General features: G+C 61.4%; 21 protein-coding genes and 1 pseudogene. 5 read left to right on the forward strand and 17 right to left on the reverse strand.

All coding sequences use genetic code 11. The annotated features are described in order from the left end of the window. From B9A19_RS15675 to B9A19_RS15695, 5 genes and pseudogenes are all read right to left on the reverse strand, one after another. Positions 1-291 (reverse strand): annotated as a pseudogene (locus B9A19_RS15675) (IS3 family transposase); the annotation flags it as partial. 207 nt (positions 292-498) lie between these two features. Continuing rightward, positions 499-1032 (reverse strand): DNA-deoxyinosine glycosylase, encoded by a 534-nt coding sequence (locus B9A19_RS15680; RefSeq protein ID WP_245804357.1) that lies wholly within the window; start codon positions 1030-1032, stop codon positions 499-501. Continuing rightward, positions 1029-2831, reverse strand: a complete 1803-nt coding sequence (locus B9A19_RS15685) for a methyl-accepting chemotaxis protein (RefSeq protein ID WP_084091921.1) — start codon at positions 2829-2831, stop codon at positions 1029-1031. The genes B9A19_RS15680 and B9A19_RS15685 overlap by 4 nt, the downstream gene beginning before the upstream one ends. A gap of 89 nt (positions 2832-2920) precedes the next feature. After that, complete coding sequence (locus B9A19_RS15690; protein ID WP_084091923.1) at positions 2921-3337, reverse strand: hypothetical protein; 417 nt, start codon at positions 3335-3337, stop codon at positions 2921-2923. Next, complete coding sequence (locus B9A19_RS15695) at positions 3334-3774, reverse strand: acyl-CoA thioesterase (RefSeq protein ID WP_084091925.1); 441 nt, start codon at positions 3772-3774, stop codon at positions 3334-3336. The genes B9A19_RS15690 and B9A19_RS15695 overlap by 4 nt, the downstream gene beginning before the upstream one ends. 114 nt (positions 3775-3888) lie before the next feature. Between B9A19_RS15695 and B9A19_RS15700 the strand changes: the two genes are divergently transcribed. Both B9A19_RS15700 and B9A19_RS15705 read left to right on the forward strand, forming a co-directional pair. Next, a complete protein-coding gene (locus B9A19_RS15700; protein ID WP_084091927.1) occupies positions 3889-4347 on the forward strand; it encodes a universal stress protein in 459 nt (152 codons plus the stop codon). Then, on the forward strand, positions 4337-5206 hold the full coding sequence (locus B9A19_RS15705; protein ID WP_084091928.1) for a radical SAM protein: 870 nt from the start codon (positions 4337-4339) through the stop codon (positions 5204-5206). Before B9A19_RS15700 ends, B9A19_RS15705 begins: the two co-directional genes overlap by 11 nt. A 71-nt stretch (positions 5207-5277) precedes the next feature. On the opposite strand, the gene B9A19_RS15710 is transcribed toward B9A19_RS15705, so the two are convergent. Continuing rightward, positions 5278-5592, reverse strand: a complete 315-nt coding sequence (locus B9A19_RS15710) for a helix-turn-helix domain-containing protein (protein ID WP_084091929.1) — start codon at positions 5590-5592, stop codon at positions 5278-5280. A 142-nt stretch (positions 5593-5734) separates the two neighbouring features. Between B9A19_RS15710 and B9A19_RS15715 the strand changes: the two genes are divergently transcribed. Then, positions 5735-6523 (forward strand): ferritin-like domain-containing protein, encoded by a 789-nt coding sequence (locus B9A19_RS15715; protein ID WP_245804358.1) that lies wholly within the window; start codon positions 5735-5737, stop codon positions 6521-6523. A gap of 25 nt (positions 6524-6548) precedes the next feature. Here B9A19_RS15715 and B9A19_RS15720 read toward each other — a convergent pair whose 3' ends face one another. After that, positions 6549-7226 (reverse strand): phosphoglycolate phosphatase, encoded by a 678-nt coding sequence (locus tag B9A19_RS15720; protein ID WP_176216965.1) that lies wholly within the window; start codon positions 7224-7226, stop codon positions 6549-6551. A gap of 170 nt (positions 7227-7396) precedes the next feature. Beyond that, positions 7397-8080 carry a ribulose-phosphate 3-epimerase gene (gene rpe / locus B9A19_RS15725; protein WP_084091932.1) on the reverse strand — a complete coding sequence of 228 codons (684 nt, stop codon included), beginning with the start codon at positions 8078-8080 and terminating at the stop codon, positions 7397-7399. 117 nt (positions 8081-8197) lie between these two features. Between rpe and B9A19_RS15730 the strand changes: the two genes are divergently transcribed. After that, positions 8198-9682 carry a DNA recombination protein RmuC gene (locus B9A19_RS15730; protein WP_084091933.1) on the forward strand — a complete coding sequence of 495 codons (1485 nt, stop codon included), beginning with the start codon at positions 8198-8200 and terminating at the stop codon, positions 9680-9682. Between the two features lie 74 nt (positions 9683-9756). After that, positions 9757-11040 (forward strand): HD-GYP domain-containing protein, encoded by a 1284-nt coding sequence (locus B9A19_RS15735; RefSeq protein ID WP_084091934.1) that lies wholly within the window; start codon positions 9757-9759, stop codon positions 11038-11040. A gap of 106 nt (positions 11041-11146) precedes the next feature. On the opposite strand, the gene ispH is transcribed toward B9A19_RS15735, so the two are convergent. The 9 genes from ispH to B9A19_RS15780 all read right to left on the reverse strand — a co-directional run bounded on the left by ispH (position 11147) and on the right by B9A19_RS15780 (position 24563). Then, positions 11147-12082: a 4-hydroxy-3-methylbut-2-enyl diphosphate reductase gene (gene ispH / locus B9A19_RS15740; RefSeq protein ID WP_217807089.1), complete on the reverse strand. Its 936-nt coding sequence runs from the start codon at positions 12080-12082 to the stop codon at positions 11147-11149. Beyond that, positions 12079-12561 carry a signal peptidase II gene (lspA, locus tag B9A19_RS15745; RefSeq protein ID WP_217807090.1) on the reverse strand — a complete coding sequence of 161 codons (483 nt, stop codon included), beginning with the start codon at positions 12559-12561 and terminating at the stop codon, positions 12079-12081. The genes ispH and lspA overlap by 4 nt, the downstream gene beginning before the upstream one ends. Further along, positions 12554-15424, reverse strand: a complete 2871-nt coding sequence (ileS, locus tag B9A19_RS15750) for an isoleucine--tRNA ligase (protein WP_084091936.1) — start codon at positions 15422-15424, stop codon at positions 12554-12556. The genes lspA and ileS overlap by 8 nt, the downstream gene beginning before the upstream one ends. A 55-nt stretch (positions 15425-15479) precedes the next feature. After that, positions 15480-16139, reverse strand: coding sequence for a hypothetical protein (locus B9A19_RS15755; protein WP_084091937.1), 660 nt, complete (start codon positions 16137-16139; stop codon positions 15480-15482). Beyond that, the gene (locus B9A19_RS15760; protein ID WP_084091938.1) at positions 16139-17062 is read right to left on the reverse strand and encodes a bifunctional riboflavin kinase/FAD synthetase; all 924 of its coding nucleotides are present in this window, start codon (positions 17060-17062) and stop codon (positions 16139-16141) included. Before B9A19_RS15760 ends, B9A19_RS15755 begins: the two co-directional genes overlap by 1 nt. A gap of 100 nt (positions 17063-17162) precedes the next feature. Further along, the gene (locus B9A19_RS15765) at positions 17163-17906 is read right to left on the reverse strand and encodes an SDR family oxidoreductase (RefSeq protein WP_176216966.1); all 744 of its coding nucleotides are present in this window, start codon (positions 17904-17906) and stop codon (positions 17163-17165) included. 179 nt (positions 17907-18085) lie between these two features. Then, on the reverse strand, positions 18086-19675 hold the full coding sequence (locus B9A19_RS15770; RefSeq protein ID WP_084091942.1) for a peptide chain release factor 3: 1590 nt from the start codon (positions 19673-19675) through the stop codon (positions 18086-18088). A gap of 80 nt (positions 19676-19755) precedes the next feature. After that, entirely contained in the window at positions 19756-22659 is a 2904-nt protein-coding gene (locus B9A19_RS15775) for a PAS domain S-box protein (protein WP_084091944.1), read from the reverse strand. Beyond that, positions 22656-24563, reverse strand: a complete 1908-nt coding sequence (locus B9A19_RS15780) for an ATP-binding cassette domain-containing protein (RefSeq protein ID WP_084091945.1) — start codon at positions 24561-24563, stop codon at positions 22656-22658. Before B9A19_RS15780 ends, B9A19_RS15775 begins: the two co-directional genes overlap by 4 nt. Between the last annotated feature and the right edge of the window lie 48 nt (positions 24564-24611).

The following is a 24611-nucleotide window of genomic DNA, read 5'->3' on the forward strand; positions in this document are numbered from 1 at the left end:
CTTGGCTTTCTCTTGTGCTTCTGCCAGCTGGACTTGCAGCGCCTTGATCTGTTGCTCCGGCGTGAGCGGTTTGGGGTCTTGGTCGATGGTCATCACCGCCAAGGATGCCGCAGTTCGCCAGTCTTGTCGCCCATGCTTGCGTAACCAGGTCAGGACGGTGGAGCGGCCTTGGATGCCGTAGCAGGCTTGGGCCTGTTTATAGGTAAGCTGGCCTTTTTCGACCTGTTCAACGACAGCCAGTTTGAAGGCGAGGGTGTAGTCCCGTTGTGTGCGCTTGATCTTTGATTCCATGACACTTGTCCTTGTGTGAGGGGAAAAGTGTCAACGTATTTCAGGACGGGTCAGGGCAAACAAAAAAGCCCCGCTCAGGCGGGGCTTTTTGCTGCTGCACGTAGCGGCCTGCAGCATGGGGTGAACGTTCAGCCGTTCGGGCAGTTCTGGTAAGTGGTGATGCAGACCGAGTGCTGTTTGCGTTCAGCGCGCCTTGCCGGCACCGCTTCAACGGGCCTTGGAGGTGGCCAGATGAGGCAGCAGTACCGACCAGGCCTGCAGTTTCTCGCTGAATGCAGAGGTCAACGCCGGGCTGGTCGATGGCAATGCGTAGTGGGCCAACCCGGCTGGCAGCTGCCGGTGGCCCAGCTTCCAGGCGGTCTGGCCGTTGAAGGCGACCGCTTGCAGTCGGGGCAGGGTGGCAATCAGGGCTGCCAGCGGGTTGGTGGCAACGTCGCGCAGATTGCCGTCGAGGCTGCCCTTGCGCTGCGCCTGGCCGACCACGTCCCACAGGCCGACCCCATGTTGCAACAGCAAGGGCAGGCGCTCGGCATAAGGCAGGGCGGGCAGCGGCTGGCCGGTGAGTTCGGCCATGATGGGCCAGAAGGCATTGCGCGGGTGCGCATAGTACGCCTGTGCGGCCAGCGAGGCGGTGCCGGGCAGGCTGCCCAGCACCAGCACGCTTACTTCTTCGTTGATCACCGGTGCCATGCTGCAGAGCAGGTCGCCGGCCACGGCCGCGTCGTGCGGAGCGTTGCTCACTTGCCGGTTTGCGTGAATACGCTGCCGTCGAGGCCAAGCCGCAGGCCGCCCCAGTGACGGCCATCGACGACAATGGGCACATCCAGCTCGGTCATGATCTCGCCGGTATCGCGCACATAGGTCTGCAGCAGGAAGCGCTGCGTATTGCGCGCGGCACGCAGGCCGGCCGGATCGTTGAAGATGCGCTTGTCGCGGCTGTTGACGAGGTCGGTGGCCTTGTCGCCGGTTTGCGGTTTGGAATACCAGCTGTTGTGCGTGGGGCCATAGCCGTTGGCATCAACCGCGAGCGAGAACTTGCCACCGTTGGTTTCCTTCACCAGCTGGTCGTACAGCGGCTGGATTTCCTTCTCGAACAACTGGTCGTAGCTGGTGCGGTATTTGGCGGGGTTGCTGCCGGCAATGGCCTGGTAATTCTGGTCGAACACGTTCACACCACGGCGGCGGAACTCCTCGATGCGTGCCGCAACCTGGTCGCGGAAACGGCCACAACGCTGGATGGCTGCATCCAGCTCGCCCTGGCCAACCACAAAGCGGCCTATCATTTCCTGCACGCGCTCGGCGGCACTGGCCAGGTCTTGCGACGATTGCGCCGAGCGCGTCATGCGCTCGTTGACCGCCAGCGACAGCTGATGGATTTCCGACACATTGGCGTTGACCAGATTGTTGGCCTGCGAGAACTCCTCCAGCGTGCCGGCAATGCCGTGCAGCGCGTCATTGGTGGTTTCGAAGTCGCTCATCATCTTGGCGAACTGTGCCGATGCCTTGCCCACTACTTCGTGCGTCAGGCGCGCATCGTGATTGATCTGCTCGGTTTCGGTGAGCGTCTCGGCCACCTGGTTCAGCATGCTGTCGATATTGTGCGAGATGTCGTCGGTGGCGAGGCCTACCTTGTCGGCCAGTTTGCGCACCTCGTCGGCCACCACGGCAAAGCCTCGGCCGGCTTCGCCGGCGCGGGCTGCCTCGATGGCGGCGTTGAGTGCCAGCAGATTGGTCTGGCCGGAGATTTCCTTGATCAGATCAACAATGGACTTGATGTTGGACGAACTGCGGTTCAGCCCGTGCACGGTGGTATTGAAGTTGGCGATCTTGCCGGTGATGGCATTGATGCGCTGGGTGACGTCCTGCAGTTCGGCATAGGATTCACGCGCCAGCTCCAGATTGCCAGCGGTGGTTTCGGAAATATTCTGCGTGCGCTGCGTAACGGCATTGATGCCGTGGGTCGTTTCATTGCTGGCGCCGACCACCTTTTGCGCCAGACTATCCTGCTGCTGGGTGGAGCTGGCCGAATCCTTGATGTTCTTCATCGACTTGGCGGCTTCCAGTGCAATGCCGACCGTCATGGTCTGCACGCTGGAAATGATTTCGCGCTGCTTGGCCAGGAAGGCATTGCAGGTCTGGCCCAGCCGGGCGATTTCATCGCTGGTAATGACCGGTACATCGGTCGACAGATCCCCGTCGCCGCGCGCCACACCTTCCAGCACGGTGGTGATGTTGCGGATGGGGCGGGTGATCCAGTAATTGAAATACACGCACTGTATGGTCACCAGCACCGCGGTCAGCACGAGTGCCACCCAAGCCAGCAGCTGGATGCCGTCCAGCGCGGCGACCAGCTCGCGCGTGGCGGCAGCGTCCAGTTTCAGGCGGGCTGCCAGTGCGGTCAGCTCGCCCCCGGCGACGTAAGTCGATACCAGGATGGCCAGCGGAAACAGCGCGAACAGGTAGATGAAGGCAAACTTGCGCCCAAGCGTGGGGAGCAAGGTGCGCTCCATGCTGGTATGGAATTGGTCAAGCCAGGTCATGCCTGTTCCTTGGGGCTGCTGATGATGTCGTTATAGGTTTGGCCGTAAGAACGGCCAAACCGGATCGAACAGGGCGGGGGCGCAGTGGCTTAATTTGCGGCAAAAGCGGCTTGCAGCTGCTCCAGGCTGATGTGCCAGCGGCCCAGCATGTGGCGGAACACGGCCAGCTCGGCTTCGCTGAAATCGTCATCGGCCTTGGAGAGGTCCAACGCCAGCGCAGCAACCAGCAGGCGCTTTTTGGGGTCATCGACGGCATCAAGCAGCAGATCGATGCGCTCGCGGTCAATCAGCTTGATCTGGCCGGCATCGTCGGCTTCGTCGGACAGATCGTTCAGGTAATCCTGCAGTACGGTGATGAAGTCCTTGCGGCTGATGCCCAGTGCTTCATACATGTGCAGGTGTTCCAGCTCATCCAGCTCAGCCGGGTCGAAGTTGCCGTCGCAACTCATTTGCATCACCAGGATGCGTGCCAGGGCTTCCGGGCTGTTATTGGCATATTTCTTCATGATTTTGCTTCCCTTAATCCCTGTAGCGCCTCAATAAAGGCTGCCGGTATGGCCACGCTTTTGCGTTTGGCGTAATCAAAAAAAACGATACTGGTTTTGGCTTGGGCAACTTCGCGTTCTGCTGCGCGGATGCGGTAGTACAGATCGAAGCTGCTACGCCCCATTTCATCGGCTGCCAGTTCAAACGTCAACTGTTCTCCGGCAAACGCTTCACTGCGATATACCACGGCCACGTCCGCCAGAATAATCCCGGGAAGGGTATCACTGCCCAGCTCGGAAAACCCTAATGCTGCAAGAAAACCGACGCGCGCCTCCTGCATCAGGGCCAGTAGAGCCTGGTTGGCAAGGTGGCCGCCATAGTTGAGATCGGTAATGCGCACGGCGATGCACGTTGCATGATCGCAGTGTGCGGGCAGATCGAGTTTGAGGCGGGACATGGCGGCAGCAGATAACGGGGTAAGCGGAGTGTAAAGTGTGAAAGGTACCGCCGCAACCCGTGCCGCGCCCCTTCTGCTAGACTGAAAACAGGCACAAACCCCAAGGAGAGTGCGATGTATCAGAAAATTCTGGTGCCGGTAGACGATAGCGAAACCTGCGCCGCTGCCTTGCAGGAAGCCGCGCGTTTTGCCAAGGATCAACAGGCCAAAGTGCGCCTGGTGCACGTGATTGATCTGGCGCAATTTGCCTGGAGCGCCAACGAGTTCCTCGACGTACCGCAATTGCAGGAGGCGCTGCGCAGTGCCGGCAAGCGCACGCTGGCGACGCAGACCGAACGCATGCAGCAAGCCGGGGTGACGGTGGAAGGCGAACTGCTGGAAGCCTGGGGCGGCAATCTGGCCAAAACCATTGTTGAAGACGCGCTCAAATGGGGCGCGGAAGTCATCGTCATGGGCACACACGGTTACGGCGGCTTGACCCACCTGCTGCTGGGCAGCGTGGCCGAAGGTGTGATGCACCAGACTACATTGCCCGTGTTGCTGATCCGGGCCAAGAGAGCCAATGCAAGTTGAAGGAAAAACGGTGCAGCCGCTGCGCGTGGATAACCACGACCGCGACAGCGCCGGCTTTGTTTACGTTTACCCGGTGATTTCGCGCCGAGCCGGTGGTGTTTCGGTCGGTATCAACCTGAACCCCAATAACGCTTGCAACTGGCGCTGCCTGTATTGCCAGGTGCCCGATTTGCAGCGCGGTGGCCCGCCGGCTATCGATCTGGCGCAGCTCGAAGCCGAGCTGACGCAGATGCTGGACGATATCGTGCTGGGCGACTTCATGACCCGCCGCGTGCCGGAAGGGACACGCCGCCTGAACGACATCGCGTTCTCCGGCAACGGTGAGCCGACCATGAGCGACGCTTTCCCCGAGGCACTGGCGATCGTCGAGCGTGCGATAACGCGCTACCAGCTGGCAGGCAAGATCAAGCTGGTGCTGATCAGCAACGGCAGCCAGTTCTATCGTGAACCGGTGCAGGCGGCTGCGCGTCTGATGGCAACCTTGGGCGGGGAGGTGTGGTTCAAGGTTGATCGGGCGCCGGTCGATGGCTTCAGCATCACCAACCAGATCAACCTCAAGCGCGATGCGGTCACCCGCCATCTTGCCGCCGCCTGTGCCGCCTGTCCGACCTGGCTGCAGACCTGCATGTTCGCACTGGATGGCGCGCTGCCGACGGACGCGGAGCTGGATGCCTACTGCGATTACCTGCGTGAGCTACGCGAGCAAGGCATCCTGCTGCGGGGGGTGTTGCTATACGGGTTGGCACGCCCGTCCATGCAGCCGGAAGCCGCACGGCTGCAGGCAGCGCCCGCAGACTGGATGCAGGCGCTGGCACAGCGGATTGAGGCGCTGGGCTATGTGGTCAAGCTCAGTACCTGAGTGCCTTTGAGGCACGGGATTCCGGCCACTGCGAGAAAGGACGCCTCGTCAGTGGCGCGGCGCACACCGGCTCAATGCGCCGCAGGGCGCGCTGCATCGTTGCTGGCTGGTTCGGCGCTGGCCGCTTCCAGCAGCAGGGTATAGAGCTCGGGGCGGTGTTGCTTGAGGTAGCGCAGCACGGCGACATCATCCTTGCCGATCTGGGCCAGGTCGATGCGCTCGACGTGCACCACGCGCAGCAGCTCCTGCACCGGCTTGGGCATGGCACGGCCACTCTCGTAACGCGAGCCGCCGCTTTGCGTAACGCCGATCCTGCCCCAGAATTCCTGCTGGTTCATGCCGAGTTTGAGGCGGATTTCACGCGGATTGACGGTGGTTGCTGGCATCGTATTGCTCCTGAAAAAACGCCGTGCGCAACAGGCAGAGACGGCGGGTGGAATCGTCATCTTAAAATTCACGCGCGGCACAAGCCCGTAACTATTCGACCGTCATGAAGTGCAATAATTACAATGTCGTATGGGAACTGATTTGAAATCGTTGCATGGCGCGGTGTTGACGGCGCTGCAAGAGACTGACCCGCTGCGCAAAGCCGCGCTGGCGCGCGGGATTTACCCCGATCTGCTGGCAGATGCCGAGCCGGTACCCTATATGCGGGTCACCTGTCCAGGCCGGCCGGAACGCCCGCAGCTGGTGCCGCCGGCCGAGCTGGTGCAGCGCAAGGTCAGCAGCAAGGAAGGGCGCGCGGCACTGCTGCACGCCATTGCGCACATCGAATTCAACGCCATCAATCTCGCGCTGGATGCCGTGCACCGCTTTCGCGACATGCCGGCCGACTACGTAGCCGACTGGCTGCAGGTGGCGCGTGAAGAGGCACTGCATTTCAGCCTGCTGCGCGAGCATCTGCGCACGCTGGGTTATGACTATGGTGATTTCCCGGCGCACGACGGACTGTGGGACATGGCGGTCAAAACCGCCGATGACGTGCTGGTGCGCATGGCGCTGGTGCCGCGCATTCTGGAAGCGCGCGGGCTGGATGCCACGCCGCCGATCCGGGGCAAGTTTGCCGGTGCCGGTGACAAACGCGCCTGTGAAATCCTCGACATCATCCTGCGTGATGAAATCGGCCACGTGCAGATCGGCAACCGATGGTTCCACTGGTGCTGCGCGCAGCGCGGGCTGGAACCGGTAGCCACCTTCGTGCAACTGCTACGCGACTATGACGCGCCGGCATTTCGTGGTGCACTCAACTATCCCGCACGGCTGGAGGCGGGGTTTACCGATGATGAGCTGGCCCTGATCGAGTCTTTGAAGATCTGATCAAGGCCAGCGGCGTGCGGTGGCTTCAGACCGTCGTATTCAAGGCTGCCAGTACCGCTGGCAGCTCATCGAACGCCGAAATCAGCGCATCTGCCCCCAGTGCGGCCACATTCTCGCCATAGCCATAATCGACCATGACCACCGGGCTGCCTGCAGCGCGTGCGGCCAGCAGGTCGTTCTTGGAGTCACCGACCATCAGCAGCGCTTGAGCCGGCACGTTCAACGCGGCTGCGGCGTGCAGCAGCGGCTCGGCGGCCGGTTTCTTTTGCGGTAGCGTGTCGCCTGCCACCACGCAGTCAAAACGCTCGTGGATGCCCAGTAGTTCCAGTAGCGGCAGGGTATAGCGCTCGGGTTTGTTGGTGACGATGGCGAGCGGATAGCCGGCAGCGTGCAGCTCGGCCAGCGTGTGCTGCACCTGCGGATAGAACTCGGTGGCGATCTTCAGCCCGGCCTTGTAGTGGCGGTCGAAGTTGCCCATGGCGGCGCGCTGCAGCTCGCTGCCGGTGAACTCGGCGTGGTGGTCATCGGCCAAGGTACGGGCAACCAGGCTGGCGGCGCCATCGCCAACGTAGCTGGCAACGGCATCCACCTCCAACGGGGCGAGGCCGGCGTCGGCGCGTGCAAGGTTGGCCGCGCGGGCAAGGTCGTGCACCGAATCGATCAGGGTGCCGTCGAGGTCAAAAGCGATTGCTTGTATGGGCATGGCAGGGCAGGGGTAGAGGGCAGCCAGCATGGCTGGCTGCGGGTGAACAGGTGTTGAGAGCCGCTAACAAAACCCAGTGTAGCGGTGCTGGCAAGGCACGCGAAACGCAGACAGTACAAACCGTACGGCCAGTGAGCGTAACGCCGCCGGCAGGGTTTTGTTGGCGGCTCTTAGCGGGTGGCGCGCTCGATCTCGGCTTTCATGTCGCCGATGATCTGCGCATAGTTGGCGTGGCCGAAAATGGCCGATCCGGCAACAAAGGTATCCACCCCGGCCGAAGCAATGTCGCCGATATTGTCGATCTTCACGCCGCCATCGATTTCCAGATGGATATGCCGGCCGCTGCGTGCCTTGTAGGCATCCAGCCTGGCGCGGCAGGCGCGGGCCTTGTCCAGCATGGCCGGGATGAAGGACTGGCCGCCGAAGCCGGGGTTGACCGACATCAGCAGCACCATGTCTACCTTGTCGAGCACGTAGTCGAGGTAATCCAGCGGGGTGGCCGGGTTGAATACCAGGCCGGCCTGGCAGCCGTGGTGCTTGATCAGGCCCAGGGTGCGGTCGATATGCGACGAGGCTTCTGGATGGAAGGTGATGATGTCGGCGCCGGCCTTGGCAAAGTCCGGCACGATGCGGTCCACCGGGCTGACCATCAGGTGGACGTCGATGGGCACGGTGGCATAAGGCTTGATGGCCTCGCACACCAGCGGGCCGATGGTGAGGTTGGGCACGTAATGGTTGTCCATCACGTCGAAGTGGATCAGGTCCGCACCGGCGGCGATCACGTTCTTCACTTCCTCGCCCAGCCGGGCAAAATCAGCGGACAGAATGCTGGGGGCGATACGGGCCTGCGTCATGGCGATGCTCCTTGATCTCACTTGCGCCATTCTAAACGAGCGAAGTTGTTTGCGGCGACGACACCTTGGCATTGCAATTGGCTTAAAATTCCATGCTGAATCCGGAAAGGCGCTTTTATGCTCGAATCGTTGTTTGGAATTACCACCCTGGTCGTGCTGCTGGCCGGGGTACTGGTCGCCGTACGTTTGCAGCAACTGACCCGGGGCCAGCAGGCCGCGCTGGAGTTGCTGGGCCAGGAGCTGGAAGCGCGTCACCGTGAAATGCTGGGCAATCTGCACGAGGGCCTGAGCCGTCAGAGCGAGGCGCAACACGCTGCGCTGGCTCAGCATGGCAGCCTGCTGACCGATACGGTCAACCGTTCCAGCGAGCGAATGCGTGACGCCGTCAACGAGAGTTTTGATCGCCTGCGCGACGGGGTGGGGCGTGAGCTGAACGCCACCCGCGAGGCCATGGCAAGGCTGCAGACCGCGCAGACCGAATCGCTGTCCACCTTGCGGCTGGCGCTGACCACCGCGCTGAGCGAAAGCCGCGAGAGCACCACACAGCAGCTGGGGCAAATCTCCGAAGCGCTGCAAAGCAAGCAGGACCAGCTGCGCGAGGATGTACTGCTCAAGCTGGGCCAGATGCTGGCCGAGCAATCGAAGCGTGAAATGGAAATGATCCAGACCATGTTGACCAACTCGGCACAGCAGCTCACCCAGTCGGTGGGTGAGCTGACCAAGACGGCCGATGGCCGGTTGGCGGAAATCTCCGGCAAGGTGACCGAGCGGCTGGACGAGGGCTTCAAGAAAACCAACGAAACATTTGCCAGCGTCATGGCACGCCTGGCCACCATCGACGAAGCGCAAAAGAAGATCGACGGCCTGACCAGCAATGTGGTCAGCCTGCAGGAACTGCTGGGCGACAAGCGCTCGCGCGGCGCCTTTGGCGAGGTACAGCTGGAGCATCTGGTCAGCAATGTGCTGCCCAATCAGGTGTACGAGCTGCAGTCGGTATTGCCCAACGGCACGCGTGTCGATTGCCTGCTCAAGCTGCCCGAGCCGACCGGCACTGTGGCGGTCGATGCCAAGTTCCCGCTGGAGAACTACCACCGCATGTTCGAACCGGGTGGCGACCGCACGGTGGCCACGCGCGCGTTCAAGGCCGACATCAAGAAGCATATCGACGACATTTCCAGCAAATACATCATCCCCAATGTGACGGCGGATGGCGCGGTGATGTTCGTCCCGGCCGAGGCGGTGTTCGCTGAAATCCACGCCTATCATCCCGATCTGGTCGAGCTGGCGATGAGCAAACGGGTGTGGATCGTGTCACCCACCACCTTGATGGCCGTGCTCAATACCGCGCGTGCGGTGATCAAGGATGTGGAAACGCGCAAGCAGGTGCACATCATCAAGGAGGCGCTGGGCCGCTTGGGGCAGGAGTTTGGCCGTTTCGACGAACGCATGAAGAAGCTCGCCATGCACATCCGCCAGGCGCACGACGATGCGCAGCAGGTATCGATCACCAGCGAGAAGATTTCGCGCCGCTTCAATGAAATCGAGCAGGTGCGGCTGGAAGGTGAAACGGTGGTTCCTTCAGCCTTACCGTCTGCTGATTAGTACGACTGGGGCGATGCTCAAGTTCATACTATAACTAGACAGGAAGGCCTGCGGGCTGCTGTTCAGGATATGGTATGGAAGACGATATCGTCTTAAATCCGGTAAATCCGCATTATCTGGATCGCGTTGTACGCGTGTCCGAAACGCAGGGGGTGGAGGCGAGCGAGGATATTTACAGTGCCAGCGGCATCAAGCTGGTTGCCAAAGGTGCCCGCATCGGTGCCGACATGCATGACCGGCTGATTGTCCACAAGCTGAAAAAACCGCTTGAAAGCTGTATCCGTGTGCAAAACGGGACGGATTCACAACGCTTGCATGATGATGCCCGTGCCTTGTTCGAGGAAAACAGCAAGCTCAAGGCACTGTTTGATCATTCCAGCGTACTTAGTGTGGTGCAGGAAATACCGCTGCGTCCTGCAACACTGGGCTTGCTCGATGTGGCGGCTGCGCAGGACAGGCACGGGTTAAAGCACTATTTACTGGTGATGCTGATTAGCCTGGCCATTGCACGGAGGATGAAATGCGGTGCGGAAATCATGCGCACTGTTGCGATGGCAAGCTTGCTGCACGATATCGGCGAATTGTATATTGAACGGCGCTATCTTGAAGATGAAGACAGCGAGTTGGCAGAGAGCGACTGGCGCAAGATCGCTGCGCATCCAGTCATCGGCCAGAAGCTGGCGTGTGATGTGTGCGGCATGCCCCAGGCCGTCGGTATTGCCATACTCGAGCATCACGAGCGGGCCAGCGGCGGTGGCTACCCGCGCGGTCTGACCGCGGGACAGCTTTCGTTACCGGGTCAGATCATATCGATTGCAGAAATGATCGCGGCGCTTTCGGAGCACTACGATCGACCGCTGGAACGCATGGCGCTGGTGGTCAAGCTGGTGCCAGGTGAATATGGCCCCGAGCTGATTGCAGCATTATCTGCAGGGCTGGAGCTGGACATGCTCGGGGAAGAGACCCCGGTGCCGGTTGAGCTGACCAGCATGATGCTGAGCACCCTGTTTGAGCGTATCGAGTCGGTCCGGCATCTGATCAATGCATGCCAGCGCACATCCGGGCAGGATGCCGGTGAAACGCGAGCGATGCTGGATCGGGTCAAGCGTCGCTTTACCCATATTCAGCAGGCATTGATGAGTACCGGTGTCGGCATGTATTGCAGCGCGGATGGCGATTGCAGTGTGGGCCTCAATCAGGCGCCTGCGAGTCTGTTATATGAGGTTGATGCCATCCAGAATGAAATTCGCTGGCAGATGCGTGCACTCTCACGTGATCTGCAGGTGCGTGCTGCGCTGGTTTCCCCGGCTGCAGCACTTGCCTTCAGCGAGCTGGTTGAAGCACTTGATGTCCAATAGGGCGCTGTACGTGGCATGGTGAAGAAGCAGCCATCTTTCTTCGTGGCGGTTGTAGTGGGTACACCGGCATCAATCTGCTGCTCCACCCGGTTCTGGTTTTACGTGCTCAGGCCAGCCCTTTGGGTAGAGAGAACACCACGTTTTCCTCGATGCCGCTCATCGGTGTTACCGATTCCGCACCATATTCCTTGATGCGTTCGATCACCCGCTGCACCAGGATATCCGGTGCCGAGGCGCCGGCGGTTATCCCGACTTTGACATGGTTGGCAAACCACTCGGCCTGCAGTTCGCTTTCGTTGTCGACCATATAGGACGCAATGCCCAGATTGGCGCCGACTTCGCGCAAGCGGTTGGAGTTGGAGCTGTTGGGCGAGCCGACCACGATGAGCAGATCAACCTCGCGCGCCAGTTGCTTGACAGCATCCTGGCGGTTTTGCGTGGCGTAGCAGATGTCGTCTTTCTTGGGGCCGACGATATTGGGGAAGTGCGCGCGCAACGCGTCGATTACGGTTTGTGCATCGTCTACCGATAGCGTGGTCTGCGTCACGTAGGCCAGCTTGTCCGGGTCTGTAACCTTGAGGGCGGCCACATCGTCGGCATCCTCGACCAGATACATGCCGTTGTTGCCGTCCGACTGGCCCATGGTGCCTTCGACTTCCGGGTGGCCTTTGTGGCCGATCATCACGATCTCGAAGCTTTGCTGGCGCAGCCGCTTTACTTCCAGATGCACCTTGGTTACCAGCGGGCAGGTGGCGTCGTACACCGTCAGGCCGCGCTCGGCGGCTTCGGCGCGCACGGCTTGCGATACGCCATGGGCCGAGAAAATCACCGTGTTGCCGGCCGGCACGTCGGCCAGCTCTTCTACAAAGATCGCGCCCTTGGCCTTGAGGTCTTCAATGACGAACTTGTTGTGCACTACTTCATGCCGCACGTAGATCGGCGCGCCAAAGCGGGTCAGCGCCGTTTCGACGATGGCAATGGCGCGATCCACGCCGGCACAGAAGCCGCGCGGCTGGGCGAGGATGATTTGCATATGGCTCATGCGGCGTCCTTTTTGCGGCTGGCAAAGCTCTCCCACACCATCAGCGCGGCACCTACGCATATGGCCGAGTCGGCAATGTTGAAGGCCGGGTAATACCAGCGGCCATAGTAGACCTGGATGAAGTCGATCACATGACCCAGCAGCACGCGGTCAATCACGTTGCCCAGCGCACCACCGAGGATGAGCGAGAACGCCAGCGAGGAGCGAGTCTGCTCCGGGTGCTTTTTGAGCTGCAGCACCAGGAACACCGATACACCCAGCGCCAGCACGGTAAAGAAGTGCTTTTGCCAGCCGCCGGCGTTGGCGAGGAAGGAAAAGGCCGCGCCGGGGTTATAGGCCAGGGTCAGGTTGAACAGGCCGGGAATGATGGAATGGGCTTCGCCAAGGTGCAGCGCAGCCTCAATGGCATGCTTGCTGGCCTGATCGAGTACGATCACCGCCAGCGCCAGACCCAGCCACGCCAGAAAACGCTTAGGCATGCTGGCGTGCCTCACCTTGGCCGAACAGGTTGCCATAGCAGCGGCTGCACAGGCCCGCATGATCGGCATGGCTGCCCACCGTTGGAGTGTAATGCCAGCAACGTTCGCACTTGGCTGCTTCCGACGGGGTGACGGCCACGGTTGTATCGGCACCGGCGGCCACGTCGGCCTTGGAGGTGATCAGCACGAATTTCAGCTCGTCGCCCAGCGCTTGCAATGCAGCCAGAGTGTCGCCAGCGGCGGTCAGTGCGATCTCGGCCTGCAGGCTGGAGCCCAGCTTGCCGTCGGCGCGCAGCACTTCGATATCCTTCTGCACTTGCGTGCGCACTTCGCGCACCAGCGCAAACTGGCTGGCGAGCGTTGCGGCATCAGCCACCGCCGGTACGGCATGCCAGGTCGACAGCTGGATGTTTTCTTCCGCACCCGGATTGGCCGGCAGCAGTACATCCCACACTTCATGCGCGGTGAACGACAGGATCGGGGCCAGCAGCTTGGTCAGTGCCAGCGTGATATGCCACAGCGCAGTCTGGGCCGAACGGCGTACCGATGAATCGGCGCCGGTGGTGTACAGCCGGTCCTTGATGATGTCGAGGTAGAACGAACCCAGTTCTTCCGAGCAGTAGGCGTGGATTTCCTGTACTGCCGAGTGGAATTCATAGCGCTCGTACAGCGCGGTAACGCGCTGCTGGAATGCGGCCAGCTCGACCAGTGCGTAGCGGTCCAGCGTCAGTAGCTGATCAACCGGCAGCGTTTGCGCCGCCGAGAAGTCCGAGATGTTGGACAGCAGAAAGCGCACGGTATTGCGGATGCGGCGATACGCATCGGTGGTGCGCTTGAGGATTTCCTGCGACAGCGACATTTCGCCCGAATAGTCCGCGCTGGCCACCCACAGGCGCAGCATGTCGGCGCCAATGCTGTTGAAGATTTCCTGCGGTTCGATGCCGTTGCCCTTGGACTTGGACATCTTGTGACCCTTCTCATCGACGGTGAAGCCGTGGGTCAGCAATTGTTTGTACGGCGCGCGGCCTTCGGTGGCGCAGCCGGTGAGCAGGGACGACTGGAACCAGCCGCGATGCTGGTCCGAGCCTTCCAGATACAGGTCGGCCGGCCACGCCAGCTCGGCGCGTTGCTTGAGCACCGCGTAATGGGTGGCGCCGGAGTCGAACCACACGTCCAGCGTGTCTTTCAGCTTGTCGTAGTCGGCGGCTTCGGCGCCCAGCAATTCGGCAGCATCCAGCTTGAACCAGGCTTCGATGCCGTCTTTTTCGATCAGCTTGGCGACTTGCTCCAGCAATTCGGCCGAGCGCGGGTGCAGTTCGCCGCTTTCCTTGTGGATGAAGAAGGTCATCGGTACGCCCCAGTTGCGCTGGCGCGAGATGCACCAGTCCGGGCGGTTGCCGATCATGGCTTCCAGCCGCGCCCGGCCCCAGGCCGGGAAGAATTCGGTGTCAGCTACAGCCTGATTGGCGATATCGCGGATGCTCTTGCCGTCGACCGGCTTTTCCATCGCAATGAACCATTGCGCGGTCGCGCGGAAGATCAGCGGGGTGTGGTGACGCCAGCAATGCGGATAGCTGTGTTCCAGCTTCTTGTTGGCCAGCAGCACGCCACGTTCTTCCAGCGTGGCGAGTACGTTGGGGTTGGCTTCCCACACGCTCTGGCCGGCGAACAGCGGCGTGGTCGAGATGAAACGACCATTGTTGGCAACCGGGTTGTCAGTCGGCAGCTTGTACTTCAGGCCCACCACATAGTCTTCCAGACCGTGTGCCGGAGCGGTATGTACCAGGCCGGTACCGGCGTCGGTGGTGACGTGGTCGCCAAGGATGACCGGCACTACGCGCTCGTAGAACGGGTGCTGCAGTTGCAGGCCTTCCAGCGCGGCGCCCTTGGCTTGGGCGATCACTTCGTTGGCGTCGATGTCGTAGCGCTTGAGCGCGGCTTCTGCCAGATCGCGCGCCAGAATCAGCAGGCCCTTGGGCGTGGCGATCAGGTCATAGACCAACTCGGCGTGCACGGTGACGGCCTGGTTGGCCGGCAGGGTCCACGGCGTGGTGGTCCAGATCACCGCGTAGGCCGGTTGGTCTTGCAGATTGACGCCACCAAAGGCCTTGGACAGCGCAGCGGTATCCACCACGCGGAAACCGACGTCGATGGCCGGCGATACCTTGTCCTCGTATTCCACTTCGGCTTCGGCCAGCGACGAGCCGCAATCGACGCACCAGTGCACCGGCTTCTGGCCCTTCACCATATAGCCGTTGGCGTGGATTTTGCCGAGCGTGCGCACGATATCGGCTTCGGTCTTGAAGTCCATGGTGCGGTAGGGATTTTCCCAGTCACCGATGATGCCGAGGCGGATGAAGTCCTTGCGCTGGATATCGATCTGCTTGGCAGCGTAATCACGGCACAGCTCGCGGATGAAGGCCGGGGTCAGGTCGGTCGATTTCGGATCGAGGCCATTGGCCTTGCGGTATTCAACGATGCGGGCGTGGATATCCGGGTTGGCTTTGATGGCCTTGCTATCGAGCTTGGTGATCTTTTCGATCTGGTGTTCGATCGGCAGGCCATGGCAATCCCAGCCTGGCACGTAGGGCGCGTCAAAACCGGACAGGCTCTTGGATTTGACGATGATGTCTTTCAGGATCTTGTTGACCGCATGGCCCAGGTGGATTTCACCGTTGGCATAGGGCGGGCCGTCGTGCAGCACGAACTTGGGGCGGTTCTGTGCCTTGGCCGTTTCGCGCAGCTTCTTGTAGAGCTGAATGTCCTGCCATTGCTTGAGGAAACCGGGTTCGCGCTTGGCGAGGTCGCCGCGCATGGGGAACGGTGTATCGAGCAAATTGACGGGGTATTTGTTGTCGGCCATGGGTGAACTCGGGTTAAAACGCTGAATATTTAGGGATTATCTCAGGGCGGGGCGCTTATTTGTCCAGCTTGTTCATCAACAAGCCGCGTTTTTCCGCGCTATCCAGCCAGGGTTTGAGCTGTGGGGGTATCGGCAGGTAGACACCCAGCTGGGTGAAATTGCCGCGCATGGCTTCGCAACCGTGCGACAGGCCGAAGCGGACGGCCACTTTGCCGTCCTTGATGTGATGGAAGGCGTAGCTGGTTCCGATGCCGTAAAGCGTGAACTCGCACTCGCCATTAGCTTTTTCTGCCAGTTCTTTCAGGCTGGTGACGTTCTGGCCGGCCAGCGCCTTGCGCACCAGCTTGTCCTGCTTGAGTGCGGTCAGCACGGTGGCTTCATCAAACAGGGCGGTGATCGGCAGCAACTTGCCGGTGCGGGAGTCATAGGCTTCAAAGCTTTGCGAGGCCCACGGATGTGCTGCGCCCTTGCAGTAGCCATTGCCCACGGCCATAAAGCTCACCACCGGGCCGACTGCAGATTTGAGCTGGCGGCTGTTTTCGCTTTCGCACTCGTCGCTCTTTTCCTCCGGTTGGTAAAGCCTGGTCTTGCCGATGCGGGCTTGCGCTTCGTTCCATTGCAGCTTGGCGCCTGCCGGCACGTCAAGTGTGACGGTATCGGCCCAAGCATGGCTGGCCAAGGTTGCCAGCATCGTCAGTGTGAGCAGCCACTTCATCAAGCAGTTTCCTGCGCAAACCAGGCGCGCGCATCGTCGCAATCGCGGCCGATCTGGGTGATCAGCTCGGGCAGGCCGGCGAACTTGGCTTCATCGCGCAGCTTGTGCAGAAAATCGACGTGCAGGTGTTCGCGGTAAATCTGCCGATTGAAGTCGAACAAATGCACTTCCAGCACCGGCGCGGCGCCCGCGCCCTTGACGGTGGGCCGTACGCCCAGGCTGGCTACGCCATTGACCGGGGCTTCCAGCCCGTGCGCGCGCACCACGTAAATGCCCAGCATGGGCGGGCGGTTGTGGCGCATGCGGATATTGGCGGTCGGGAAGCCCAGCTCGCGGCCCAGCTTGTCGCCGTCGATGACCTGGCCGGATATCGAATACGGCCGGCCCAGCAGGTGGGCCGCACGTTCCATGTCGCCGTCGGCCAGTGCCTTGCGCACGGCGGTGGAAGAGATGCGTTCGCCGTCGAGCTGGATGGAGTCCAGACTGGCAACCTCGAAGCTGCTGGCTTGCGACAGCAGGGCAAAGTCACCGGCGCGCTTGGCGCCAAAGCGAAAGTCATCACCCACCAGCACAAAGCGGGCGTTGAGCTGTTTGGCGACGACTTCGTCGCGGAAGGTCAGCGCATCACAGCCGGCAAAAGCGCGGTTGAAGCGCTGAATGATCAGGTAATCAATGCCCTCGGCTGCCAGCAGTTCCAGCTTTTCGCGCAGGCTGGTCAGGCGGGTGGGGGCGGTGTCAGGGGTGAACAGCTCGCGCGGGTGCGGCTCGAAGGTAAGCACGGCCGTGCAAAGGCCGCGCGCAGCAGCGGCGCGGCGCAGTTCAGCCAGCATGGCGCGGTGGCCAAGATGCAGACCATCAAAGTTGCCGATAGTCAGTGCTGTAGGGGGGAGTTGTGCGGCGTGCACGCCGCGTACGATGCGCATCCGGTTCCGGTTCGCTTTACCGCATTTCAAACCGGCGATTTTACCGGCTGCCAAGGGCTTTGTCAGGCGAATAGTCACCGTTTGCGCTGCAGTGGCCGCATCACCACGTGCTGGCGATTTTTTCCGTCAACCCCGGCAGCCAGCGATACATGGCGCGCATCAACTGCGCCTTGCCGACATAGATATCGGATTGACCGCGCGCAATGGCACGCAGCATGGCGGTTGCGGCCTGTTCGGGGCTGATTTTGCCCACGCGACGCCCCTGTGCCATGCGGGTATCGACCAGTGGCGGTTGCACCTCCACCACGCGAATGTGCGGGTGTGACTCGGCCAGCTGATAGCGCAGTGATTTGGTATAGCTGCGCAGCGCAGCCTTGCTGGCACCGTAGAGCGGTGACGATTTTTTGGGTGCCAGGGCCAGCGGTGAGGTGATATTGACGATCAGGGCCGCAGGTTGCGCGATCAGCGTGCCCATCAGCAAGGCATTGAGCTGCACGGGAGCGAGAAAGTTGATGCGTGTTTCCTTGTCGGCCAGCGCAACGACCTGATCTGCCGGGCCTTGCGCCAGCTGGAAGTCGTGCTGCACCCCGGCATTGTTGAAAATGGCGGCAAGGTCGGGATGCTCCTGCATCAAACGCCCGGCGAGCTGTGCGGTCTGTGTTGGGCAGCCCAGGTCGCAGTGATAGGCGTGCAGGCCGGAGCGCTCAGCCAGCTTGTCCAGCACCTGTTGATCCCGCCCGCAGACCAGTACCTGACAACCTTGCGCCAGTAGTTGCTCCGCCAGTGCCAGACCTATCCCGGCGGTGCCGCCGGTAATGAAGACCTTCTTGCCTGCAAGCTGCATGGTGTTGTTCCTGGTATGTGGTGCCGGAGAAACCGGATGCATGCGAATTAATGAATTTTCATTTATCAGCGTAGCACTACCTTTCGCCAATTTGTTGTCAATTTGTTGTAAATATTTCTTGTGCCATGCAAAAAAACAGCCCGCGCGTGGCGGGCTGTATGGGCGAGCACGGTGCGGGATCAGAGCGTGACCGCATGCTCGCGTGTGGCATGGAAGACGATGTCCGGCCAGCGTTCCTGCGTCAGTTCCAGGTTCACGCGGCTGGTGGCGAGGTAAGCCAGGCTGTCGGCTGCATCGCGGGCGAGGTTGTTGCCGAGGTTTTTCTCGAAGTCGGCCAGCTTTTTCGCATCGTCGCAGCTGACCCAGCGTGCGGTATAGGTGCTGGTCGATTCAAAGATGGCTTCCACGCCGTATTCGTTCAGCAGGCGGCTGGCGACCACTTCAAACTGCAGCACGCCGACTGCACCCAGAATCAGGTCCGAGCCGTTGAGTGGCTTGAACACCTGTACCGCGCCTTCTTCGCCCAGCTGTTGCAGGCCTTTTTGCAGTTGCTTGAGCTTGAGCGGGTTCTTGATGCGCACGATGCGGAACAGCTCGGGCGCGAAGTAGGGGATGCCGGTAAAGGCCAGTGCTTCGCCTTCCGAGAACGAGTCGCCAATCTGGATATTGCCGTGGTTGGGCACGCCGATGATGTCGCCGGCGTAGGCCTCCTCGACCTGCTCGCGGCCCTGAGCCATGAAGGTCACCACCGAGTTGGCGGCGATGTCGCGGTTCAGCCGCAGATGCTTGAACTTCATGCCACGGGTGAATTCGCCCGAGCACACGCGCATGAAGGCGATGCGGTCACGGTGCTTGGGGTCCATATTGGCCTGGATCTTGAACACGAAGGCCGAGAATTTTTCTTCCTGCGGGGCCACGCTGCGCACGGTGGCGTCGCGCGGTGCCGGGGCGGGTGCCCAATCGACCAGCGCATCCAGAATCTCGCGCACGCCGAAGTTGTTGATGGCCGAGCCGAAGAACACCGGGGTGAGTGTACCGGCGAGGAACTCTTCCAGCACGAAGGGGTGCGAAGCGCCGCGGACCAGTTCCAGCTCCATGCGGGTGTTTTCGATTTCCAGCGGGAACAGTTCATCCAGGCGGGGGTTGTCGATGCCGTCAATGATTTCCACGTCGTCCAGCGGGCCTTGGCCGGCACGGAACAGGATCACCTGGTCGAGCAGGATGTGATACACGCCACGGAAGGTCTTGCCCATGCCCACCGGCCAGGTGACCGGCGCGCAGCGGATCTTGAGTACGCTTTCGACTTCGTCCAGCAGCTCCAGCGAATCGCGCACTTCACGGTCGTACTTGTTCATGAAGGTGACGATGGGCGTGTGACGCATGCGACAGACGTTGAGCAGCTTGATGGTCTGTTCTTCCACGCCCTTGGCAGCGTCGATCACCATCAGCGCCGAGTCCACCGCGGTCAGTACGCGATAGGTGTCTTCCGAGAAGTCCTGGTGGCCCGGGGTGTCGAGCAGGTTGACCACATGCTCGCGATAGTCGAACTGCATCACCGACGAGGCGACCGAAATGCCGCGCTGCTTTTCGATTTCCATCCAGTCGGAGGTGGCAAACTTGCCGCCCTTCTTGCCCTTGACGGTGCCGGCCATCTGGATCGCGCCCGAGAAGAACAGCAGCTTTTCGGTCAGCGTGGTTTTACCGGCGTCCGGGTGGGAGATGATGGCGAAGGTGCGGCGGCGCAATACTTCGCTGGCAATATCGGGCATGGTCTTGAAATCGAAGGCGAAAAACGCGCGATTGTACCGTATTCACCGGCGGCCACCCAGCCCGGCATGATGCGCGGACTTTAGCCGGGCACGCGGTCAGCAGGCAGCAGGATGGTGAAGATCGCACCGCCTTCCGGGTGGTTGGCCGCTTCAATGCTGCCGCCGTGGTCTTCCATGATCTGGCGGCTGATGGCGAGGCCCAGCCCGGTGCCACCAGCGGTGCGTACACGGGTGCTCTGGATGAATTTGTCGAAAATCACGTCCAGCTCGTCTTCCGGCACCCCGGGGCCATGATCGCGCACGGTCAGGCCAATGGCAGTCCGGCCATCGGGCAACTGGCCGAGCGAGACGAACTCGATCTCGATCAGGCCGTTTTCCGGGCTGAACTTGATGGCATTGGACAGCAGGTTGACCACCACCTGCGTGATGCGCGCCTTGTCGAACAGCCCGTACAGGGTGGGCGTGCTGTCGTCGGTGCGCAGGCGCAGCTGCTTGCTGGCCAGCAGCGAGCCGATTTCGGTGGCGGCTTGCTGCGCCACCAGTTGCAGGCCCTGGCGCGACTTGTTGTAAGCCATCTTGTTGGCCTCCAGTCGCGACATGTCCAGCAGGTCATTCAGCAGCACCAGCAGGCGGTTGCCGCTGGAATGGATGCGGTCGAGATAGCGCCCCAGTGCCGGGCCGCTTTCACCCTTGCCTAGCTTGGCCAGCCCCATTTCCGAGAAGCTCAGGATGGCGTGCATGGGCGTGCGCAGCTCGTGCGACATATTGGCGAGGAAGGCCGATTTGGCCAGGTTGGCCGATTCGGCCACTTCCTTGGCATCGACCAGATTGCGCTCGATTTCCTTTTGCCGCGAGATATTGGTCAGGAAGGCGAACGCGTATTCCAGCCGGTGGTTTTCGTCGTTGATGGCGGCAGAACTGACGAGGAAGGGTAGCGCTTCGTTCTGCGCCGAGGTCAGCGTGATTTCGCCCACATGGTTGGGCGCACCGCCGCTCTCGTAAAGCTCGGCCGGGAAGAGCTGGCGTGCCGTGTCGTGCCACAAGGCCTCGGGCCGCTGGCCGATCAGGTCTTCACGCCGGTAGCCCAGCATGCGGCAGAACGACTGGTTGACATCGACGATGTGCTGCGCGGCGTCGATCAGCAAAAAGCCGTCGGCGGTGGTGTCGATGATGGTGCGCTTCAGGCGTTCGGACTGGCGCAATGCCTGCGCGGCGATACGCTGGGCGGTGACTTCCTCGATCACGCAAATCATGCCCTTGCCGCGATCACCCGGCACCAGCGCCTTGGCATAGATCATGGCCCAGAAGCCGGAGTGATCGCGCCGGTACAGCTCCAGCTCGCCGCGATAAACGCCGCCGGTATCGATGCGTGCCCAGATGGCCTCCAGCGTTTCGTCACCGCGATTGGGGCTGGCGAAAATCTGGTTGGCGGCCTCACCGATCACATCGGTGGATTGATGGCCGAACAACGTTTCAAACGCCGGGTTGACCAGTCGTATGCTTTGCTTGACCACCAGCATGATGGCCAGCGGGCTGGCATCAAGCACGGTGCGGATTTCGGCGGTGCGCTCCAGCACCAGGTCTTGCAGGTGGTCACGGTGGCGGCGCAGCTCGCGCTCGGCATTCTGCCGTTCGCTGACATCGCGCACGGTGGCGCACAGATAGGCATCCTGCTCGAATTCGATCAGGTTGAAGGTGATTTCCACCGGCTGTTGCCTGCCGTGCCGGTCTCGCTGGAAAGCGCTATCGGTCAGTTGACGATGCTGGCGCAACTGCTCCCACAACGATTCCCAGCGGCGCTCGTCGAATTGCGGATACAGCTCGCCAAAGCGCAGCCGCAACAGCTCGCCCGGCTCGTAGTGGGTCTGCCCGCTGGCGCTGCGATTGGCATAGCGCAGCGTGCCTTGCCGATCTGCCCACAGGATCAGGTCGGGTGCTTCGTCGACGGTGAATTGCGTCAGGTGCAGACGTGATTCGATCTGCTCGACACGCTTGATCTGGCGCAGCAACAAATAGAGCAACACCGACACGATCAGCCACAGGGCTACCGCGATAATGGCACGTGTGACCAGCGCATCGCTGAACTTGGACAGCACAGCGCGTTCATCCACCGAGGTGATGATGACGATGGGCAGCTCGCCTTCGCTGGCGTGAAATGCGTAGATGCGGCGTTGGCCGGTGATGGGGTCTTGCTCGATATAGCTGCTGGCGTGCTTGAGGCGGCGCTGCTCGAAACTCAGTGAGTCGCGATCACGCAGGTTCTGGCCGATATAGGCGGCCTCGAACGGGTAATTGAGCAGTACCACGCCATCGCTGCGCAAGACCTGGATGCGCGTGGTGGGGTCCAGCTTGAGTGCGGAATAGAATTTGAGGAAGTAGTTCGGCTCTACGCCGGCCAGTACCACGCCGCCAAAATTGCCGTCGGGTTTGTTGATGCGGCGCGTGATCGGTATCAGCCATTGCCCGTCGGTGCGGCTGATCACTGGCAGATCGATCAGCGGGCGATTGTCTTGCGTGCTGCGGTGGTACTTGAAATAGGCACGGTCACCCAGTTCGACCCGCCGGGTGGGAAACTCCAGCCCGTGGCTTTGCAGCTTGCCCTGGCTGTCGATGGCGATGATGCCGCGCACCTGTGGCGTCAGGCTGATGCGGTTTTTCATCAGGATGTGTGTTTTGTATTCGTCGGCATTGTCGATGCCGCCGGCCGCTTCCAGCATCTCGATGATGTTCTGCATCGCCTGCTCGACCGAGATCAGCGTGCGCGTGGTGTGTTCATCCAGCGAGCGCGCCAGCGACAGGTTCTGCCGCTCGGCATCGGCAATGGCGTTGTCGTAGTCGCGTACGGTCAGCCACACCAGCATCAGCAGGCCAAGCAGGACCAGCACCGAATAGAACAGGTAGAGGCCGAAGCGCAGCGGCTTGAGCGTCTGGCCTGCGCCGGCGTGGGCAAGGGCTAACGGAGGGCTGGACGGCTTCCGGATCATGGGCGCTTGGCTTCGAGGGCTTCCCAGCGTTCGAGTTTTTCGAGCAGAGCGAGTTCGATGGCTTCGATTCTAGCCTGCATTTCGCCTGCCTTGGCGGGCGTTTGCCGATACAGCTCGGGATCGAGCAATGCCTGTTGCAAATCTGCCTGTTCTGCTTCCAGCGCGGCGATTTCTTGCGGCAGCTGCTCCAGCTCGCGCTGTTCCTTGAAGCTGAGCTTCACGTCGCGGTTGCGCGTGCGTTCCGCCGCGGGTTTGGCGGCTTCGGCCGGCTTGGCTGCAACCGGTGCAGCAGCTGCCGCACGGGCGCGTGCTGCTACATAGTCCTGGTAACCGCCGACGTTTTCCACCAGCTTGCCGCCGCCTTCAAAGGCTACGGTCTGTGTCACCACGTTGTCGAGGAAGGCCCGGTCATGGCTGACCAGGAACAAGGTGCCGGGGTAATCGGCCAGCAGTCCTTCCAGCAGTTCCAGCGTGTCGATATCGAGGTCGTTGGTGGGTTCGTCCAGCACCAGCACGTTGGCCGGCTTGGTGAACAGCATGGCCAGCAGCAGGCGGTTGCGCTCGCCGCCGGACAACGATTTGACCGGGCTGCGTGCACGTTCCGGCGCAAACAAAAACTCTTCCAGATAGCCCATCACGTGTTTGCGTGCGCCACCGATCTCGACGTAATCCTTGCCTTGGCCGATCACGTCGACAATCGCGGCTTCTTCGTCGAGCTGGGTACGGAACTGGTCGAAGTAGGCCACCTGCAGATTGGTGCCGGTTTTTACCTGGCCGCTGTCGGGCTGCAGTTCGCCCAGCACCAGCTTGAGGAAGGTGGTCTTGCCGGCGCCGTTAGCACCAATCAGACCGATGCGGTCGCCACGCAGGATGCGGGTGGTAAACCCGTTGACCAGCACTTTTTCATTGCCAGCCGCATCGCTGAATGCTTTGCGTACGTCTTCGAACTCGGCCACCAGCTTGCCGGTACGCTCGCCGGCGTCCAGCGTGAAGCTCACATTGCCGACGCGCTCGCGCCGGGCCGAGCGGTCGCGGCGCAGTTGCTCCAGCCGGCGCACGCGCCCTTCGTTGCGGGTGCGGCGGGCCTCGATGCCCTTGCGGATCCAGACTTCTTCCTGCGCCAGCACCTTGTCGAACTTCTTGTTGACCACTTCTTCCTGCGCGAGCAGATCGGCCTTGCGCGTTTCATAGGTGGAGAAGTTGCCGGGGAAGCTGGTGACAATGCCGCGATCCAGCTCGATGATGCGCGTGGCCACGTTGTCCAGAAAGCGCCGGTCGTGGGTGATGAACAGCACGCTGCCGGCAAAGTTGTTGAGCAGCCCTTCCAGCCACTCGATGGCCGAGACGTCCAGGTGGTTGGTCGGTTCGTCCAGCAGCAGCAATTGCGGCTCCAGCACCAGCGCGCGTGCCAGCGCCACGCGTTTTTTCCAGCCACCCGACAACTCGGCGATTTTTGTATCGGCCGGCAGGTTGAGCTGGCTGAGTGTGGCGGCAATCAGCGCGTCGAAGCGCCAGCCATCGCGCGCCTCGATCTCGTGCTGCAGCGCCATCAGCTTGTCCAGCGCGGCTTGCGAGCCATCCTGCTGCGCGGCGACATGGTGATATTCGTCCAGCAGTTGCGACAGCTGGCCCAGCCCTTCGGCCACGGCCTGGAAGACGGTGGCATTGGCCTTGAATTCGGGTTCCTGCGCGACGAAGGCCATGCGCGCGTCCTGCGCGATGCGGATATCGCCGTCGTCCAGCTTGATCTGGCCGGCCACTGCCTTGAGCAGTGACGACTTGCCCTGACCATTGCGGCCGATCAGCCCTACGCGCTCGCCGGGTTCGACCGACAGGTTGGCGTGGTCGAGCAGTGGCCAGTGGCCGAAGGCAAGGCTGGCGTTTTCTACGAGGAGCAGGGGCATGACGATCTCTTGAAGCGGGTCGGGCAGGGTGCACGTTGCAGTGCACGA

The sequence above is a fragment of the Andreprevotia lacus DSM 23236 genome, assembly GCF_900176275.1.
Classification (GTDB): domain Bacteria; phylum Pseudomonadota; class Gammaproteobacteria; order Burkholderiales; family Chitinibacteraceae; genus Andreprevotia; species Andreprevotia lacus.

What these genes read in the sequence shown, in the direction of transcription:
- B9A19_RS15770 (WP_084091942.1), bottom strand. Translation starts at nt 19,675, where the DNA reads ATGCCCGATATTGCCAGCGAAGTATTGCGCCGCCGCACCTTCGCCATC.
- B9A19_RS15700 (WP_084091927.1), top strand. Translation starts at nt 3,889, where the DNA reads ATGTATCAGAAAATTCTGGTGCCGGTAGACGATAGCGAAACCTGCGCC.
- B9A19_RS15775 (WP_084091944.1), bottom strand. Translation starts at nt 22,659, where the DNA reads ATGATCCGGAAGCCGTCCAGCCCTCCGTTAGCCCTTGCCCACGCCGGC.
- ispH (WP_217807089.1), bottom strand. Translation starts at nt 12,082, where the DNA reads ATGAGCCATATGCAAATCATCCTCGCCCAGCCGCGCGGCTTCTGTGCC.
- B9A19_RS15755 (WP_084091937.1), bottom strand. Translation starts at nt 16,139, where the DNA reads ATGAAGTGGCTGCTCACACTGACGATGCTGGCAACCTTGGCCAGCCAT.
- B9A19_RS15710 (WP_084091929.1), bottom strand. Translation starts at nt 5,592, where the DNA reads ATGCCAGCAACCACCGTCAATCCGCGTGAAATCCGCCTCAAACTCGGC.
- rpe (WP_084091932.1), bottom strand. Translation starts at nt 8,080, where the DNA reads ATGACGCAGGCCCGTATCGCCCCCAGCATTCTGTCCGCTGATTTTGCC.
- B9A19_RS15765 (WP_176216966.1), bottom strand. Translation starts at nt 17,906, where the DNA reads ATGCAGCTTGCAGGCAAGAAGGTCTTCATTACCGGCGGCACCGCCGGG.
- B9A19_RS15695 (WP_084091925.1), bottom strand. Translation starts at nt 3,774, where the DNA reads ATGTCCCGCCTCAAACTCGATCTGCCCGCACACTGCGATCATGCAACG.
- ileS (WP_084091936.1), bottom strand. Translation starts at nt 15,424, where the DNA reads ATGGCCGACAACAAATACCCCGTCAATTTGCTCGATACACCGTTCCCC.
- lspA (WP_217807090.1), bottom strand. Translation starts at nt 12,561, where the DNA reads ATGCCTAAGCGTTTTCTGGCGTGGCTGGGTCTGGCGCTGGCGGTGATC.
- B9A19_RS15720 (WP_176216965.1), bottom strand. Translation starts at nt 7,226, where the DNA reads ATGCCCATACAAGCAATCGCTTTTGACCTCGACGGCACCCTGATCGAT.
- B9A19_RS15735 (WP_084091934.1), top strand. Translation starts at nt 9,757, where the DNA reads ATGGAAGACGATATCGTCTTAAATCCGGTAAATCCGCATTATCTGGAT.
- B9A19_RS15730 (WP_084091933.1), top strand. Translation starts at nt 8,198, where the DNA reads ATGCTCGAATCGTTGTTTGGAATTACCACCCTGGTCGTGCTGCTGGCC.
- B9A19_RS15705 (WP_084091928.1), top strand. Translation starts at nt 4,337, where the DNA reads ATGCAAGTTGAAGGAAAAACGGTGCAGCCGCTGCGCGTGGATAACCAC.
- B9A19_RS15780 (WP_084091945.1), bottom strand. Translation starts at nt 24,563, where the DNA reads ATGCCCCTGCTCCTCGTAGAAAACGCCAGCCTTGCCTTCGGCCACTGG.
- B9A19_RS15760 (WP_084091938.1), bottom strand. Translation starts at nt 17,062, where the DNA reads ATGCGCATCGTACGCGGCGTGCACGCCGCACAACTCCCCCCTACAGCA.
- B9A19_RS15690 (WP_084091923.1), bottom strand. Translation starts at nt 3,337, where the DNA reads ATGAAGAAATATGCCAATAACAGCCCGGAAGCCCTGGCACGCATCCTG.
- B9A19_RS15685 (WP_084091921.1), bottom strand. Translation starts at nt 2,831, where the DNA reads ATGACCTGGCTTGACCAATTCCATACCAGCATGGAGCGCACCTTGCTC.